Source organism: Magnetococcales bacterium, assembly GCA_015228815.1.
Classification (GTDB): Bacteria; Pseudomonadota; Magnetococcia; order Magnetococcales; family UBA8363; genus UBA8363.
Map to the genome: position 1 here is coordinate 25,206 of JADGCV010000016.1, position 16,669 is coordinate 41,874.

Annotated in this window: 15 protein-coding genes; 12 read left to right on the top strand and 3 right to left on the bottom strand. The window is 57.4% G+C overall.

Annotated elements, in window-relative coordinates; translation table 11 throughout:
- Positions 1-3: 3 nt before the first annotated feature.
- Genes urtC through ureG form a run of 11 tightly spaced genes read left to right on the top strand, consistent with a single transcriptional unit; the run spans position 4 to position 8,170 of the window.
- Positions 4-1,212, top strand: a complete 1,209-nt coding sequence (gene urtC / locus HQL76_08370; GenBank protein MBF0109174.1) for an urea ABC transporter permease subunit UrtC — start codon at positions 4-6, stop codon at positions 1,210-1,212.
- A complete protein-coding gene (urtD, locus tag HQL76_08375) occupies positions 1,209-1,976 on the top strand; it encodes an urea ABC transporter ATP-binding protein UrtD (protein MBF0109175.1) in 768 nt (255 codons plus the stop codon). Before urtC ends, urtD begins: the two co-directional genes overlap by 4 nt.
- Positions 1,977-1,987: 11 nt before the next feature.
- On the top strand, positions 1,988-2,683 hold the full coding sequence (urtE, locus tag HQL76_08380) for an urea ABC transporter ATP-binding subunit UrtE (GenBank protein MBF0109176.1): 696 nt from the start codon (positions 1,988-1,990) through the stop codon (positions 2,681-2,683).
- 40 nt (positions 2,684-2,723) lie between these two features.
- On the top strand, positions 2,724-2,981 hold the full coding sequence (locus tag HQL76_08385) for a hypothetical protein (protein MBF0109177.1): 258 nt from the start codon (positions 2,724-2,726) through the stop codon (positions 2,979-2,981).
- 23 nt (positions 2,982-3,004) lie between these two features.
- Positions 3,005-3,871 carry an urease accessory protein UreD gene (locus tag HQL76_08390; GenBank protein ID MBF0109178.1) on the top strand — a complete coding sequence of 289 codons (867 nt, stop codon included), beginning with the start codon at positions 3,005-3,007 and terminating at the stop codon, positions 3,869-3,871.
- A 29-nt stretch (positions 3,872-3,900) separates the two neighbouring features.
- The gene (locus HQL76_08395; GenBank protein MBF0109179.1) at positions 3,901-4,203 is read left to right on the top strand and encodes an urease subunit gamma; all 303 of its coding nucleotides are present in this window, start codon (positions 3,901-3,903) and stop codon (positions 4,201-4,203) included.
- A 47-nt stretch (positions 4,204-4,250) separates the two neighbouring features.
- Complete coding sequence (locus HQL76_08400) at positions 4,251-4,574, top strand: urease subunit beta (protein ID MBF0109180.1); 324 nt, start codon at positions 4,251-4,253, stop codon at positions 4,572-4,574.
- Positions 4,571-6,280 (top strand): urease subunit alpha, encoded by a 1,710-nt coding sequence (gene ureC / locus HQL76_08405; protein ID MBF0109181.1) that lies wholly within the window; start codon positions 4,571-4,573, stop codon positions 6,278-6,280. The genes HQL76_08400 and ureC overlap by 4 nt, the downstream gene beginning before the upstream one ends.
- 33 nt (positions 6,281-6,313) lie before the next feature.
- Positions 6,314-6,850, top strand: coding sequence for an urease accessory protein UreE (locus HQL76_08410; protein ID MBF0109182.1), 537 nt, complete (start codon positions 6,314-6,316; stop codon positions 6,848-6,850).
- Complete coding sequence (locus HQL76_08415; protein ID MBF0109183.1) at positions 6,816-7,532, top strand: urease accessory protein UreF; 717 nt, start codon at positions 6,816-6,818, stop codon at positions 7,530-7,532. The genes HQL76_08410 and HQL76_08415 overlap by 35 nt, the downstream gene beginning before the upstream one ends.
- Positions 7,529-8,170 (top strand): urease accessory protein UreG, encoded by a 642-nt coding sequence (gene ureG, locus HQL76_08420; protein ID MBF0109184.1) that lies wholly within the window; start codon positions 7,529-7,531, stop codon positions 8,168-8,170. Before HQL76_08415 ends, ureG begins: the two co-directional genes overlap by 4 nt.
- Before the next feature lie 3 nt (positions 8,171-8,173).
- On the opposite strand, the gene HQL76_08425 is transcribed toward ureG, so the two are convergent.
- The gene (locus tag HQL76_08425; GenBank protein MBF0109185.1) at positions 8,174-11,524 is read right to left on the bottom strand and encodes a transporter substrate-binding domain-containing protein; all 3,351 of its coding nucleotides are present in this window, start codon (positions 11,522-11,524) and stop codon (positions 8,174-8,176) included.
- 435 nt (positions 11,525-11,959) lie between these two features.
- Here HQL76_08425 and HQL76_08430 point away from each other — a divergent pair, with 435 nt between their 5' ends.
- Positions 11,960-12,313 (top strand): type II toxin-antitoxin system HicB family antitoxin, encoded by a 354-nt coding sequence (locus HQL76_08430; protein MBF0109186.1) that lies wholly within the window; start codon positions 11,960-11,962, stop codon positions 12,311-12,313.
- An 82-nt stretch (positions 12,314-12,395) separates the two neighbouring features.
- On the opposite strand, the gene HQL76_08435 is transcribed toward HQL76_08430, so the two are convergent.
- Together HQL76_08435 and HQL76_08440 are read right to left on the bottom strand one after the other, a co-directional pair.
- The gene (locus tag HQL76_08435; protein MBF0109187.1) at positions 12,396-13,802 is read right to left on the bottom strand and encodes a sigma-54-dependent Fis family transcriptional regulator; all 1,407 of its coding nucleotides are present in this window, start codon (positions 13,800-13,802) and stop codon (positions 12,396-12,398) included.
- Complete coding sequence (locus tag HQL76_08440; GenBank protein MBF0109188.1) at positions 13,799-16,624, bottom strand: PAS domain S-box protein; 2,826 nt, start codon at positions 16,622-16,624, stop codon at positions 13,799-13,801. Before HQL76_08440 ends, HQL76_08435 begins: the two co-directional genes overlap by 4 nt.
- Between the last annotated feature and the right edge of the window lie 45 nt (positions 16,625-16,669).

A 16,669-nucleotide genomic window follows, 5' to 3' on the forward strand; every position in this document is an offset into this window, starting at 1 on the left:
GCCATGGACGAGGCCCGGACGCATCAAGGGACCCCCCCGAATCGGAATGGCGGTGACATCGAGTCGCGGACGCCACACGGGTTCTTTTCGGGTCGGGATCATGGCGGATGGATCTTTCTGGTTTTGCTGCTCGTGGCGACGGTGGCGATGTTCGTCATGAGCCGGTTGCCGCCGGATTCTCCGTTTCACCTTCCCATATGGATGATGAGTCTCGGGGGAAAATATTTGAGCTTTGCGCTGTTGGCGTTGTCGGTGGATCTGGTTTGGGGGTATGCCGGCATCCTCAGTCTGGGGCATGGGGCCTTTTTCGCCCTGGGGGGCTATGCCATGGGGATGCACCTGATGCGGCAGATTGGTGGCCGGGGGGTTTATGGAAACTCAGAATTGCCTGATTTCATGGTGTTTCTCGATTGGCGGGAGTTGCCTTGGTACTGGCAGGGGTTTGACATGTTTCCCTTTGCGCTGTCGATGGTGTTCCTGGTGCCGGGACTGCTTGCGTTCGGATTCGGCTGGTTTGCGTTTCGTTCGCGGGTCAGCGGCGTCTATCTTTCGATTATCACCCAGGCATTGACCTATGCACTGATGCTGGCCTTCTTTCGCAACGACATGGGATTCGGAGGCAACAACGGCCTGACCGACTTCAAGGAACTTCTGGGCTTCAGCCTTCAATCGGATGCCATGCGCCGCGCCTTGTTCGTCGTTTCGGCCCTGGCTCTGGCGGTGGGTTATCTGATCTGTCGTTTCATCACCACCTCGCGTTTTGGTCGGGTGCTGGTGGCCATTCGCGATGGCGAAAGCCGGGTGCGCTTTCTGGGTTATCGTGCCGAACACTATCAACTTTTCGTGTTTGTGGTATCGGCCATGCTGGCGGGCGTGGCGGGGGCGGTCTACGTCCCACAGGTGGGGATCATCAATCCGGGTGAGTTTGCCCCGGCGGGTTCCATCGAAATCATCATCTGGGTGGCGGTGGGGGGGCGCGGTACCCTGTATGGTGCCGTGTTGGGGGCGATCCTGGTGAACTATGCCAAAACCTGGTTCACCGGCGCCATGCCCGAGGCCTGGCTCTATATGTTGGGAACCCTTTTCGTGGCAACCACCCTTTTTCTGCCCCGTGGTCTGGTCGGACTGGTCGGGCTTCGGCGACCTTTCGCTTCACGGGAGGACAATCGTCGCGCATCCACCCCCGCGCCATCGATCCAGGACCGGCCATGAGCGCCATCGAGGTCAAACACAAGGCCCAGGAAACTCTGCTCTATCTGGATGGGGTGTCGGTTTCCTTCGATGGATTCAAGGCGATCGACGAACTGAACCTTTATATCCTCGCCGGCGAACTCAGAGCCGTCATCGGACCCAACGGGGCGGGGAAAACAACCATGATGGACATCATTACCGGAAAGACCCGTCCCGACAAGGGGGATGTCTTCTTCAAGGGGGACATCGACCTGACGCGCCTGGACGAGGCGGAAATCGCCAATCTGGGTATTGGCCGGAAATTTCAGAAACCGACGGTCTTCGAAACCCTGACGGTATGGGACAATCTGGAATTGGCCCTTTCCGGTCAGCGCTCGGTGTGGCAATCGTTACGGTTTCGCTTGACGCCACTTCAGCAACGCCGCATCGACCAGGTCTTGCAGACGATCGGACTGACCGATTTGCGAAAAATGCGCGCGGGGGGGCTTTCCCATGGTCGAAAACAGTGGTTGGAGATCGGCATGCTGCTGATGCAGGACCCGGAAGTGTTGCTTGTGGATGAGCCTGTCGCCGGCATGACCGACGACGAAACCGCCCAGACCGCCGAATTGCTCAAGGCGATCAGGCGGGACCATTCGGTGGTGGTGGTGGAGCATGACATGGCGTTCATTCGCGCCATGGACTGCAAGGTGACGGTGCTCCATGAAGGATCGGTACTGGCCGAGGGACCGATGGACGAGATTCAGGCCAATCCGAAGGTCATTGAAGTCTATCTTGGTCGTTAGGGTGACGGATCATGCTGCGTGTCGAAGGGATCGATCTTTTCTACGGCGCCTCCCAGACATTGAAGCGGGTGAATCTATCCGCCAACATTGGCCGCATTACCTGTGTTCTGGGTCGCAACGGCGTGGGAAAGACCAGCCTGTTGCGGGCGGTGGTGGGTCGTCATCCCATCGCGTGCGGGCGGATCGTGTGGAATGGCCAGGAGATCGGCGCCTTGCCGAGCCACCAGCGGGCAGCTCGTGGCATCGCCTTCGTCCCTCAGGGGCGGGAAATCTTTCCCTTGCTTTCGGTGCGGGAAAATCTGCACACCGGCTTTGCCACGCTCGAAAAATCGTTGCATCATGTTCCCGACGAGATTTTCGATCTTTTTCCAGTTCTTGCGGGCATGTTGCATCGGCGTGGCGGAGATTTGTCCGGTGGGCAGCAGCAACAGTTGGCCATCGCCCGGGCGCTGGTGACCCGTCCCCGATTGTTGGTTCTGGATGAACCCACGGAAGGGATTCAACCCTCCATCATCAAGGACATTGAACGGGTCATTCGTCACCTGGCAGGCAGGGGAGACATGGGCATCCTCCTGGTGGAGCAGTATTTTGAATTTGCCCGGGATTTGGCCGATGACTTCATCGTCATGGATCGGGGAGAGGTGGTGATGACTGGAACCCGGGCGAACATGGTGGAAGCGGACGTGCGTCGTCATTTGACGGTGTAATGCCGTTCAGGTTTTTTCAAAGGACGAACAACGGAGTATCATGGGGCTGGTCGGGCTGGCGTTGCGGGATGCTCCCGACCTGTTGTACCAGATTGCGTTGTACATGGTGACAAGGAAATTTTTTCCGATTGATTGCTTGAAAGGAATTGCACTATTTTCCATCCCGGGCGTTGGACCATGCGGAGCATTTTCTGTTTGGCGCAGCGTTCATTCCACCATTTCGATGTTACCAGTTTTTTTCCTGATCAAGGGCACCCACCAGGGTGCCTTTGGCATATCGGAAAAACAAAGAATATGAGATGCGTCCATCGAGACCGACAGATGACCGGTCGTTTCGTTTCGAACCGTAGCGCCCATCCGGTGTGTGGGCGGGCCGAGATCGTTTTCAAGCGGACGGAAGGAGGAACCCGGCTGGGACACCTGTACCAGAGGAATCCGTATCGGGTATTGTTTCCCCATTCCGAATCGGGAGAACCGGTGACCGCGGTATTGGTGACGACCTCGGGGGGGATGGTGGGGGGCGACCGTCTGGAAGGGGCGATCGAGGTTCAGGCGGGTTGCGAGGCGTTGGTGATGACCCAGGCGGCGGAAAAGGTGTACCGTTCCAATGGCGCCGACTGCGGTATCGATCTTTCCCTGAGTGCGGGTCGGGGTGCGCGTCTGGAGTGGTTGTCCCAGGAGTGCATCGTGTTCGATGGCGCCCGCTTGCGTCGCCATACCCGACTGGCGGTGCAGGGGGATGGGGAGATACTGGCCGGCGAACTGCTGGTATTTGGTCGGACCGCCATGGGAGAGCGACTTCGCAGGGGACTGATCCGGGATGCCTGGAGTTTGCGGCGGGACGATGGTCCGGTTGTCTGGCGCGATGCGTTGCACATGGAAGGAGATCTGGCCTCCCTGTTGGCCGATCCCGCCTGTTTCGACGGCGCTTTGGCTGCCGGCAGTGTGGTGCATGCAGGACCCGATCATCTGGAAACGGCCCGAACCCTGTTGGCCGAAACCGTTACGGATGGAATTCGGGCTGCGGCTGGCCGGATCCTCGATGCCGGGGGTGGCGGGGTGACTGTGGTTCGTTGGCTGGGGGATGATCCGGGGTTTTGCCGTGCCGCCTATGGGCGTTTCTGGGCCGGATACCGGTACCGGGTGTGGGGCAGACCCGAACGCCTGCCCCGCTTGTGGAATATTTGAACAAAAACCATTCGCGATGGGGTCTGATCATGCACCTGTCACCTCGGGAAAAAGACAAACTGTTGGTGGCCACCGCCGCCATGGTCGCCCGCCGCCGTCTGGAGCGGGGGGTACGGCTCAATCATCCGGAGGCGGTGGCCCTGATCACCGACTTTGTCGTCGAGGGGGCCCGGGATGGTCACAGTGTGGCCGATTTGATGAGTTCCGGGGCCAGGGTGTTGACCCGGGATCAGGTGATGGAGGGCATCGCCGAAATGATCCACGAAATTCAGGTGGAGGCCACTTTTCCCGATGGCACCAAGCTGGTGACGGTTCACAATCCAATTCGTTGACCCGTGTACCGGAACAATTTCGGGATTGCCATGATTCGGAGAACGTTATGATTCCTGGAGAGGTCATTGCCGCCGGAGGGACCATCCTTCTCAATCAGGGACGCGAGACCCTGACCCTGATGGTCGCCAACGCCGGCGACCGTCCCATTCAGGTGGGATCGCATTATCATTTTTACGAGACCAACGCCGCCCTTTCCTTCGATCGGGAAGCGGCTCGGGGATATCGATTGGACATTCCGTCGGGAACGGCGGTTCGTTTCGAGCCGGGACAGAGTCGCCAGGTGCGACTGGTCGCATTGGCTGGGGACCGCAGGGTGATCGGATTCAATGCCCGCATCGATGGTGAATTGGGACCGGAGCGCAGAACATGAGCTGTGAAATCGAACGTTCGGCCTATGCCGCCATGTATGGACCGACGGTTGGTGACAGGGTGCGTCTTGCCGATACCGACCTGTTCGTGGCGGTGGAGGAGGACCGCACCGTTTACGGCGAGGAGGTGAAGTTCGGCGGTGGCAAGGTGTTGCGGGACGGCATGGGGCAGTCGCAGGCGAGCCGGGCCCAGGGGGCGGTGGACACGGTGATCACCAACGCATTGATCGTGGATCACTGGGGCATCGTCAAGGCGGACATCGGCATTCGCGATGGCCGGATCGTCGCCATCGGCAAGGCGGGCAATCCCGACATCCAGCCCGGGGTGAACATTGTTTTCGGGCCCGGCACCGAGGCCATTGCCGGGGAAGGACGGATTGTCACCGCGGGAGGAATCGATGCCCACATCCACTGGATCTGTCCACAGCAGATCGAAGATGCCCTTCACTCCGGGGTGACTACCATGCTTGGAGGTGGAACCGGTCCGGCGGAGGGGACCTTTGCCACCACCTGCACTCCGGGTCCGTGGCATGTGGCGCGGATGATGCAGGCTGCGGAAGGATTGCCGGTCAACATTGGTTTTTTTGGCAAAGGCAATGCTTCCCGTTCCGAGGCCTTGCGGGAGCAGGTGGCGGCTGGGGTATGCGGGCTGAAGCTGCATGAGGATTGGGGGACGACCCCGGCGGCCATCGACCGGTGCCTGAGTGTGGCCGAGGAGATGGACATCCAGGTGGCGATTCATACCGATACCTTGAACGAATCGGGTTTTGTGGAGAACACGTTGGCCGCGTTCAAGGGACGGCCCATTCATGCCTTCCATACCGAAGGGGCGGGGGGCGGTCATGCCCCGGATATCATCAAGCTGTGTGGACAGAATCATGTTCTGCCCTCTTCGACCAATCCCACGCGGCCCTATACGGTCAATACCATCGACGAACACCTGGACATGTTGATGGTGTGTCACCATCTGGACCCGCGCATTCCCGAGGATGTAGCGTTTGCCGAATCCCGCATTCGGCGCGAGACCATTGCCGCCGAGGATATTTTGCACGATCTGGGGGCTTTTTCCATGATCGCCTCGGATTCCCAGGCGATGGGGCGGGTGGGCGAGGTGATCATTCGCACCTGGCAGACGGCGCACAAGATGAAACGTCAGCGCGGCCCGCTGAAGGAGGATGTCGCGGGACACGACAATTTTCGCGTCAAGCGTTATATCGCCAAATACACGATCAATCCGGCGATCACGCATGGGATTTCCCGCCATGTGGGATCGGTGGAGGTGGGCAAGTTTGCCGATCTGGTCATGTGGCGTCCCATGTTTTTTGGTGTCAAGCCGGACTTGGTTCTCAAGTGCGGCACCATCGTCGCGGCGGCGATGGGGGATCCCAATGCGTCCATTCCGACGCCGCAGCCGGTCCACGCACGACCGATGTTCGGTGCTTTTGGCGGATCGTTGACCCGAAGTTCGGTGTTGTTTGTTTCCCGGGCGGGGGTCGATGGCGGGATCGCCGGTCGTTTTGGTTTGAACAAGACGCTGGTGGCGGTCGAGGGGTGTCGTTCGGTGTTCAAGGCCGACATGATTCACAACGGGTATACCCCGGTCATGGAGGTCGATCCCGAGACCTATGAAGTTCGGGCCGATGGGGTGTTGTTGACCTGCGAACCGGCGACGGTGTTGCCGATGGCGCAGCGCTATTTTCTCTTTTGAGGGATTATTTTCATGGGCCATGGGCGGTCAGGCATGAACGACGAGCGGCGGGTGACGGTGCTGGTTCGCGGCGGAGGTGTGGCGCGGGTACCGGAGACGGCCCGAGTGACCCTGGCTTTTCACCTGCGTCATAAACGGCGGATTCGCATGACCGACGATGCGGGGGTGCCGTTTCTGCTGGATCTGGAGCAGGCCACCCTCATGGAGGATGGCGATTTGTTGTTGCTGGCCGACGGTTCGGGGTGCATTCGCGTGGTTGCCGCCCGCGAAGGGGTTGTGGATATGATTCCGGCAACCGTGGAGGAGGGGGTGCGTCTGGCATGGCACATCGGCAACCGTCACACCCCGCTTCAGGTGTTGCCCGGCGGGGGCTTGCGCATTCTGGACGACCCGGTACTGGCCGACATGTTGGCGGGGTTGGGCGCCCAGGTGACCCGATGCCTGGCTCCGTTTTCCCCGGAGGGGGGCGCTTATGGCCACGGCAGCCGTGGTGGCATGGAGCGGCCTAAGCGATCGGAGGATTCCATTCACGAACATGGCGGTCATGTACATCGTCATGATCACTCCTGAGGGCATTCTTCAGGTTTTGATGACCTGGTTTTCCCCTGGTTTTCCGGTGGGGGCCTATTCGTATTCCCATGGCCTGGAATGGTTGGTGGAATCGGGTCTGGTGAATGACGAGGAGCGATTGCGGCGATGGGTTGGGGGGTGTTTGCGTCACGGGGTGGCGCGCAGTGATGGTATTTTTCTGAAGAGGGCCTGGCAGACGGCATGGGAGGGCGATATGTCGGCCCTGGAGGAGGTGGCGCTGTGTGCGGAAACCTGTCGGCCCAGTCTGGAGTTCCACCTGGAAAGCAGTGCCCAGGGGACGGCTTTCATGAGGGTTGTGTGTGATGCCTGGCCCGAAGAATTCATCACTGCCTGGCACGAGCGGCTGGTTGCGACCTCGCGGGAGCCGGCCCTGGCGGTGGCCATCGGGATGGCCGCGGCCCGTCACGATCTGCCTCTGACCTCGACCCTGACGGCCTGTCTGCATGCCTGCGGCGCCAATCTGGTCTCCGCCGGGGTGCGGCTCATTCCACTGGGGCAAAGTGCCGGGCAGCGCATCATCGCCCGTTTGCGGGACGATATTGATTTGGCCCGGGAAACGGTCCTGGTGGCGGACGCAGACGATTGGGGCAGTGCCACGGCCATGACCGACTGGGCTTCCCTGAAACACGAAAACCAATACACGAGGCTGTTTCGATCATGAGTTCCGTGGTGCGAGTCGGTATCGGCGGGCCGGTAGGCTCGGGAAAGACGGCGTTGCTCGACCGGTTGTGCAAGGCGATGCGTGACGATTATCGCATTGCCGCCATCACCAACGACATCTATACCCGGGAGGATGCGGAATTTCTCAACCGTTCCGGGGCACTGGCTCCGGAACGGATCGCGGGTGTGGAGACCGGTGGCTGTCCTCATACCGCCATTCGCGAGGACGCCTCCATCAATCTGGCCGCCGTGGAGCGGATGATCCGGCGTTTTCCCGACCTCCAGTTGGTATTCATCGAGTCGGGTGGGGACAATTTGTCCGCCACTTTTTCGCCGGAACTGGCCGATTTGACCCTCTATGTGATCGACGTTGCCGCGGGAGACAAAATTCCACGCAAGGGGGGGCCGGGCATCACCCGTTCCGATCTGTTGGTGATCAACAAAATCGATCTGGCGCCTCATGTCGGGGCCAGTCTGGAGGTGATGGCGCGGGATACCCGTAAAATGCGCGGCAAGGGTCCGTTTGTCTTTGCCAACATGAAATCAGGGGCGGGGCTTGAAGAGATTATCCGATTCATCGTCGAATGCGGTGGCCTCGGTCCAGCCGCAGTCAAAAGCGATCGGGTGGGGGCCGGATGAGGGTCAGTATGAAAATGGAAGATACTGCGCAAGCGTTTCCAACAGTTTTTTCTTGCGGATCGGTTTGGCCAGGTGTCCATTGCATCCGGCTTCGAGGCTTTTTTCCACATCCCCCGCCATGGCGTTGGCCGTCAAGGCGAGAATCGGACACGGTTCCCTTTGGTTCTCGCGTTCCCACGTCCGGATCCGGCGTGTCGCCTCATGCCCATCCATCTCGGGCAGTTGAACATCCATCAACACCAGGTCGAAATGGGCCTCGGGTTGGGTGAACATGGCGACGGCCTGACTTCCCGTGACTGCAATGTCCAGGGTATGGGCAATCGGTTCGAGGAAGGCCTTGATCACCACCTGGTTTTCCTCGGTGTCTTCCACCAGGAGGATGTGAAATACGGAATGTGAAGTTCCGGTTGCCGCGGGTTGCCGCTGCGACCGTGCCGTCATCATCCGGTCAAGTTCTCCAGCCAGGAGATCCCGGGAAAAAGGCTCGGGAAGAAAACTGGCCCCCATGCGGTGCAGGAGGATGGGCAGACCGCGGTCGGTGCAGCAGCCACAAACCAGAATGGGAAGATTCTTGCCGATGGGAAGTTTCCTGATCCGTTCGACCTCGGCGGCAACATCCGTGGAATCCCCCTGATCGTGGTGGATCAGGAGACCATCCGGAGGTGCCTGACCTGAAGCGGGCTCCTGGAATTCATATTCCAATTGCCGTCTCGATTCGCTGGTCCGTACCTGGATTCCCAGGGAGGTCAACATTTCTTCCAGGTAACCATTGCGGATCGGATGATCATGTTTGACGAGGATTCGTTTACCCAGCAACGTTTGTTCTTCGCGGGACAGGATTTTGGGTCCGGTTGTTTCCTTGAGCGAAAGGGTGATGGTGAAAACGCTTCCCTGTCCGGTTCGGCTGTGCATGGATATGGATCCCTGCATCAGTCCGACCAGACGTTGACAGATGGAGAGCCCGAGTCCGGTCCCGCCATGGCGCCGGCTGTTGGATGAATCGACCTGTCGAAACGGCTCGAATATTGTTTTCTGGTATTCCGCGGGAATGCCGATGCCGGTGTCCACCACACGGAAGATGACCTGGTGCCGGGAATCTTCCAGGGGTTCCGCGCTCGCCAGGATGGCGATACTGCCCGAATCGGTGAATTTGACCGCGTTGCCGATCAGATTGACCAGGATCTGACGGATTCGGATTGGATCACCCAGGCACCAATCGGGAACCGTGTCCTCGACCAGGGTGATGCGCAGCAGCCCTTTCTCCTGGGCGCGAAACCGAATGACCTCGACGACATCGCGCACGATGTGGCGGGGATTGAAGGCGACGTTGTTCAAGATCATCTGGCCCGCTTCCACCTTGGAAAGATCGAGAATGTCGTTGATGATCTGCAACAGGTTTTCGCCGGCGGAGTGACAGATGGCCAGATGGCTGCGCTGTTCGACCTTCAAGTCGCTCTCCAGCAGCAGTTCGGTGATGCCGAGGATGGCGGTCATCGGCGTGCGTATTTCATGGCTCATGGTCGCCAGGAATTCGCTCTTCGCACGGTTGGCGATTTCGGCGTGCTGCCTGGCCTGTTGCAATTCTTCCTCCATGCGGCGACGCTGAATGAACTTCCAAACTTCATCACCGACCATCTGGAGCTGGAATACATCCTCCGAGTTGTACTCGTCGCCTTTGTAGCCCACCCCGAGAATCATGACCACCCGGCCATCATGCATCACCGGAATGCAGGCATGACAGCGGATTGGATTGCCGTTTTCCGGTTCTCCCATCGGTCCCATGCCGCGCCAGAGGTCATTTTCGACCACGATCTGTCCAAAATGATTGCTGTTGGCGACGATTCCGGCACGGTCCAGAAAATCGTTGCGCAAAAGCAGCGCCCGGCAATCCCCCATGGCGGTATCATGGAGGCTGATCAACGACAAGGTGTCATGGCTGTCAATGGCCAGGTACAAATACCCTACCTTGCTGGAGGTCACCGACCGGGCAATGGCGACGGCGCGGTGGCACAGTTCTTTTTCCCCCAATTGACCAATATCGCGATTGAGTTCCAGCAATCGGTTCAGACGTTCTCCGTTGGTTGCCAGACGGTGGTGCGCCTTGGCCAGTTGCGCTTCCGCCCGTTTCCGCGGGGTGATGTCGTGGAAGATGCACTGAAAGAACCGTCTTTCGCCAAGATCGATGACCCGGACGGAAACAAAAACATCCTTGATGATGCCACTTTTCGCACGGAATCGGGTTTCAAAGGAATCGTATCCTCTGTCGAGAATTTTCATGACGTGTCGTGCCGTCTCTTCGGGAGTTTCGGCACAGTCGTAATCGTTGACGGCCATGTTTATTATTTCATCGGAAGGATATCCGAGAAGTTCGTGTATCCTTTCGTTGAACAGGAGCATTCGTGTCGTTTCCGGGTCGATGACCACAACGGCATCGGGTGAATGATCGAAAAGATTGCGATAGAGTGTTTCTGCTTTTTGTCTTTCTTTGATCTCGTTTTTTAGTTTTTTATTATAATAGACCAATATGATCAGTATGAATCCGGCGACTGCCAACCCGGCGGAAATGCCGATGATGGCTTTCTCGATTCGATGGTCTGTCCAATAAGGTTTTTGTTGTCCGTACCATTGGCGCAATAATTTACCGTATTCATCGGATACGATGATTCTTCGGATTGCATGGTCCAATTTTTCCAGGAGTTTGATTTTTCCCGGGTGCAGAAGGTAACCACGTTTGAGTTCAAAAACGGGGGGGCCGACGACCTTGATGCGCTCTTCCAGGTCAAGACGTCGCGCCTTTGCAAGCAGCATGGGCTGGGGTACGATCAAAGCGTCCACTTCTCCGGCCAGCAGGGAGAACAATGCTGGTTCGATACCGGAAAAGGGAATGAGTTTGATTTCCTTTTGTTGCGCCAGTTGCGTCGATGCGGCACTTTCCTTGATGACGGCGGTGCGCTGTCCCGCCAGGGTTTTCAGGCTGGTGATCGATTGGTTTTCGGAGCGGACGAAGATGGAAACAGGGACCGTCTCCATCTCTTCGGACAGAAGAAATTCCGCCTTGCGTTCGGGGCTGATGCCGATTCCGGGGATCAGATCGGCCCGTCCTTCCCGCACCTCCTGCATTGCCTCGGACCAGTTTTCCACCACCAGATAGCGCACCTCCAGATCCGCCTCACGGGCCACCAAGGAAAGGAGGTCGATGGCAAAGCCCTGAGGGCGCCCTTCGGCGTCAAGACTGTAGAGTGGTGGAAAATCGCGCAGTACCGCGGCTGTGATTTTCCGTGGCGTTTCGTTGGCACGCGATGGAGATGCCGCAATCACGATGGACAGGATCATGACCAGTGCAATGGCAATCATGCGCAAGCGCACACCCCATGCAACTTCATGACGTTCTGTGGATGTGTCGAACATTTTTCTTGGTCCATCGGGTTGTATGGGTTTACCCATTACATACCGGACCGGTCAATTTTATTTTTATTATTTATCAATATGGTCCTGACTCTATTATACATGGTTAATCTTGTTTTTCACAAGGATTCTTTCTTGTTATTTCTATACATATTTAAATTATACTGAATTAATTGACCTATTTTTATTGTTTGTTGTTTTATTGTCTGGAATGAAATAAGAACACTGACAATTTATTAAATCGTGAAGATGGGCATGCATCAATGTACAGTTTATAGATGTTGACTAAGGGCATGCGCGGATTTTCTTGAGGAGTGCCTCGGGTGCGGCGGGTGGTGGGTGGTAGAGATGTTTTGTAGATTGATATTTTGGAGGAGAATGAAAATGAGTGAGGTGGATTATCCTTTCGGGATCAGGCCCCTGAGTTCGAATGAAGGCGGTGGTTATTTGATCGAGTTTCCTGATCTTCCAGGTTGCATGTCTGATGGCGAGACGGTTGAAGAAGCGATTGCCAACGGTAAGGAAATCATGCTTTCCTGGTTGGCAGTCGCCCAGGATCAGGGACGAGCGATTCCTGAACCACATTCCATCGGAAAATTCAGCGGCCAGTGGCGCATGCGCGTTTCCAAAAGCCTTCATGCGGATCTTGCGCGACGTGCCAAACTGGAAGGGGTCAGTCTCAATACATTGGCGGCGACGCTGTTGGCGGAAGGTTTGGGTCGGTATCGGGCGGGTTGACATTCATCCTTGGATTGACGGTGTGGACTTTTTTTGTGCGGGTTCATCGTGAATCCGACAAGCGGTTTCGTTCACGAATGAATCACTCCTCCTGGCGTCTGAGTTTGTTGTTGAGGGTTTGCCGGGTGATGCCCAGAAGGGTGGCGGCCAGGCTTTTGTTGCCATGGGCGCGATCCAGGGCGGCCTGAATGAGAAATTCTTCCGTTTCCTGGATGGTGGGCAGGCGGCCATGGAAGGTGATTCTTGGCGGGGTGTCGTGGGGAAGATGCTGTGGCATCCCATCCCTTCCCCGAGGGACGACCGCCTCCCTGAGGGGGGACAGGGACAGGGTCGTGGCGTCGTTTCGCGCCAGGACGTCATGAATCATGGCGCGCAGCTCGCGGACGTTTCCTGGAAAGTCGTAGGCAAAAAGAAGATTGAACAGTTCGTGCGGAAGATTCGGAACCGGCTTTTTCAGGTTTTCCGAGGCCTCCTGCAAAAAATGGCGGGTCAAAAGAGGAAGATCCTCCTTGCGGTCGCGCAGTGGGGGAATCGTGACCTGATGGGCCGAAAGACGAAAATAAAGATCGGGTCGAAAGGTTTGCTCCTTCATCAGGGCATTGAGGTCGCGATGGGTGGCGCAGATGATTCGGGCATCGGTCCTCTGCGCCAGATCGGCCCCCAACGGAAAATACTTCCGGTCCTGGATCAGACGCAGCAGCTTGACCTGGGACGAGGGTTTCAGGTCGCCAATCTCATCCAGAAACAACGATCCTCCCTGGGCCTGACTGATCAATCCTTTTCGATGCTCCATCGCTCCGGAATAGGCCCCTTTTCTGTGCCCGAACAGGGTATCGGAAAACATGTTGTCATCGAGACCCGCGACGTTGATTCCGATCAAGGGACCCGTGCGACCGCTGAGGGTGTGGATCGCCTGGACGAGCAGTTCCTTTCCGACTCCGGTTTCCCCCATGACCAGTACCGGTTCCTGAGAGGGGGCGATCGCCTCGGCATATTGAAACACCCGCTGCATGGCCTTGCTCTGGGTGAGAATGGCGGCAAAGGCAGGATTGTGCGCTGCCCGTTCGGAAAACAGTGCCTCCTTGAGCGTGCCGACCTCCAACCGGAGTCGCCGGACCTCCATCAGTTGCCGGATGGCGGTGATGAATCGGTTGTTTTCCACGGGTTTGACCAGATAATCCGCCGCTCCTTCCTTGATGCACATGACTGCCCGGTCGATTTCCTGGTTGGCGGTCATGATGATGACCTGAATGGCCGGGAAACGTTGCACCAGTTCCCTGAGAAGGTCTTCTCCGCGACAATGGGGCATTTTCAGGTCGAGAACCACAAGGGCTGCGCCGTGAAGATCGATGAACTTGATCAATTCCCGGCCATCGGTCATGGTAACCACCGGCTCGATTCCCGCCAGGCGCAACTGGGTCTTGGAACTGAAAAGGATTTCCTCCTCGTCATCGACCAGAATGATGGGTGGGGTATTGGGTCCGCTCATGGATGATCTCCCCGTTTCTCCGTTGTCATGACCGGCAGCGTCACGGTGACCCGGGTCCCTTCATGTTCCTTCGAGGCAAAGGACATCCGGCCTCCATGATTGACGATGATCGAGTTGGCGATCGACAATCCCAACCCGGTGCCATCCCGTTCCCCCTTGGTGGTGAAAAAGGGGTGGGTCAGTTTGGCCATGTTTTCCTCGGGAATGCCGATTCCTTCATCGGAAATGATGACCTGGACCTCCTTGGAGACAGCTTCATGGGTCATGGAAATTTCCACGGCACACGTCCGTTGGGACAGGGCTTGCAGGGCATTGAGGAGCAGGTTGATGAACACCTGTTCCAATTGCCGACTGTTTCCGAGAACATGAACCGGTTCCTCCAGAATGCGTGTGTGGAAATGGTCGGTATGACGGCTGATCTGTCCGCGCAGGATGCCGATGGCCTCATAAAGGACCTCCCTGAGATCGAACGGCTTGCGGACCGGGGCCTGATCCTGTCGGGACAGGTGTTTGAGGTTGCCGATGATCCCTTGGATCCGTTCCGAACCTTTGCGGATTCCTTCGAGCAGCCTTGGAATGGTATCAAGGCTTTCGCTGGCCGGCAGACCGGCGAGAAGGCTCTCCTGGTGTTCTTCGAGGGAATGGGCGAGCAAAACCTGGAGATCGGGCCATATTTCCAGGAGCATGACCGCGTTGAACTGTATGGCATTGTTGGGATTGTTGATTTCATGCGCCACACCCGCCGCGAGGGTGCCGATGGTCGCCAGACGTTCCCGGTGGAAGGCCATTTGTTCGAGGGTCTGTTTTTCCCGTTCGGCCCGCAGCCGTTCGGAAATGTCACGGGCGCTCATGAACAGATGGTCCGGTTTGAGATCGTCCCCCTGAAGATGACTGGCGCTGATTTCCACGGGAAAATGGGACCGATCGCGTCGGCGAAGGTGGGCAATGTCGATCTGGGGTTCCGAATGGGTGATCCTTTTCCAGGCCACGCCCCATCGTTCCATGGTCATTCCCTCGATGATGTCCACCGCCGACAGCGACAGCAGTTCCTCGCGGGAATACCCGAGCATGATCGACGCCGCCTGATTGCAGCGCACCACATGGCCCCTGGGAGAGAACCACAGCATGGCATCACGGGTATTGTCAACGGAAAATTGTACCAGATTCAACGCATCTTCCGCCAGTTTCCGTTCGGAAATATCATCGAAGATGGCGACGATTTCTCCCGAGGGGAGTTTGTAGACCCGGTTTTCGAACCATAGTTTCAATCGTTGATCGCTGTACAGGGCAACGGGATGGTTGGCGGGAAGCGCGGTCCGATAGACCCGTTGGAAGACATCGAACAGACCGAAGGCGTGAATTCCGGGGAACACCTCGGTCACCCTTTTTCCCAGGATTTCCTCTTTGCGGGTCCGGGTCAGGAGCGTTCCCATCCGGTTGATGTCGCGAATGATGAAATCGGCGCCATTGTCGCAGGCTTCGTAAACCGCGACCCCCGCGGTCATCGTGTCCACCAGGGAACGGTAGCGATGTTCACTTTCCTTGAGCGAGGCCTCGATGATTTGTTGTTCCCGCTGTTGGCGCTTTCTGTTGTCGAGTTCCAGGGCCAACGCGATGGTTCGTTGCGCCACGGTTCGTTCAAGATTGTCGAGCGTCCGGGCAACCTCGTCGGCCATGGTGTCGAAGGCCTTGGCGAGAACGCCGACCTCGTCCTTTCCGGAGTGCTGGCTGCGGACATACCGATGACCGGCGGACAGTTGATGCGCCGCCTCGGTCAGTCGTCTGAGCGGACGGGTCAGACGGCGCGTCAAAAGAAAGGCGACCAGAATGAAGGCCCCGGTCGCCATGAAGCCGATGAACAGGGCAAACCCCACCGCCGTTGTCATCGGTTGCATCAGGTCTTCCTGGTCCATCTGCACCACCAGACCCCAACTCCATTCCGAGAAAAGACGGATGTGGCGGTAGGCGGCCAGAACCATGACATTGTTGCGATCCTGCGTTTCGATAAATCCTTCCTGGCCACTGGAGGCAATTTTTGTCGGCAGCAGGACAATGTTTTCTTCATCCGCCTCTTTCTTGAAGAGTGGCGGACCTGGGTGAACCAGGTCGATTCCCTGCTCATTGACGACGATGACCTCCACCGCCGTGCTCCACGGATCCATGGCAATGGCGACGATCGGTTGAAGAAAGGGGGCCAACGATATTTCGAGGATCACAAGGGCGGATGGATCCTCCGAATTCAAGAATATGGGACTGCCGACCAAAAACGATTCCGGTTTTTCCGGGGGCAGAAATTCTCCGATGTAGTCCTGCCGCGTCGTGCGGATCCGGTCGATGAATTGCTGTTTCACCAGGTCCCTATTGTCCATTTCCGGATGGGTCGAAAGGATGGGGGATCCGCCTTCGATATTCAGGATATGAATGTCTCGATAATAGGGGGCGTGCGATTGCAGTTCTTGAAGGAATGGTTCCAAAAACGCACTCGAAAATTGACGTGTTGTTTCTTCCGTGGGTGCCGATTCAGGCCTGGGGAGGGACAGAATGGTCTTCAATTGTTCCTTCAAAAACCGATCCTGGGCCAGAAATCCGGCATCGGAACGAAGTTCCTTGAACGTCTGTAGAACCCGATCCTTTTGCATGTCGGCCAGTATGTTGATGGTGCGAATCGCCTGATTTCTTTCGTCGCCGAACCACCCCAGAAAGGTGCTTCCTGGAAAACCATGCAAAAAAATCCAGATGGCAATCGAGAAAATGGCAATGAAAAGCAGACTGAAGGTGATGATGAACCGGGTGGTGATGCTGGAAGAGGAGGGGGCGGGCACGGTTGGCCTTTGTGCGTGTATCGTTTGATGGAAGTGACCATGAAT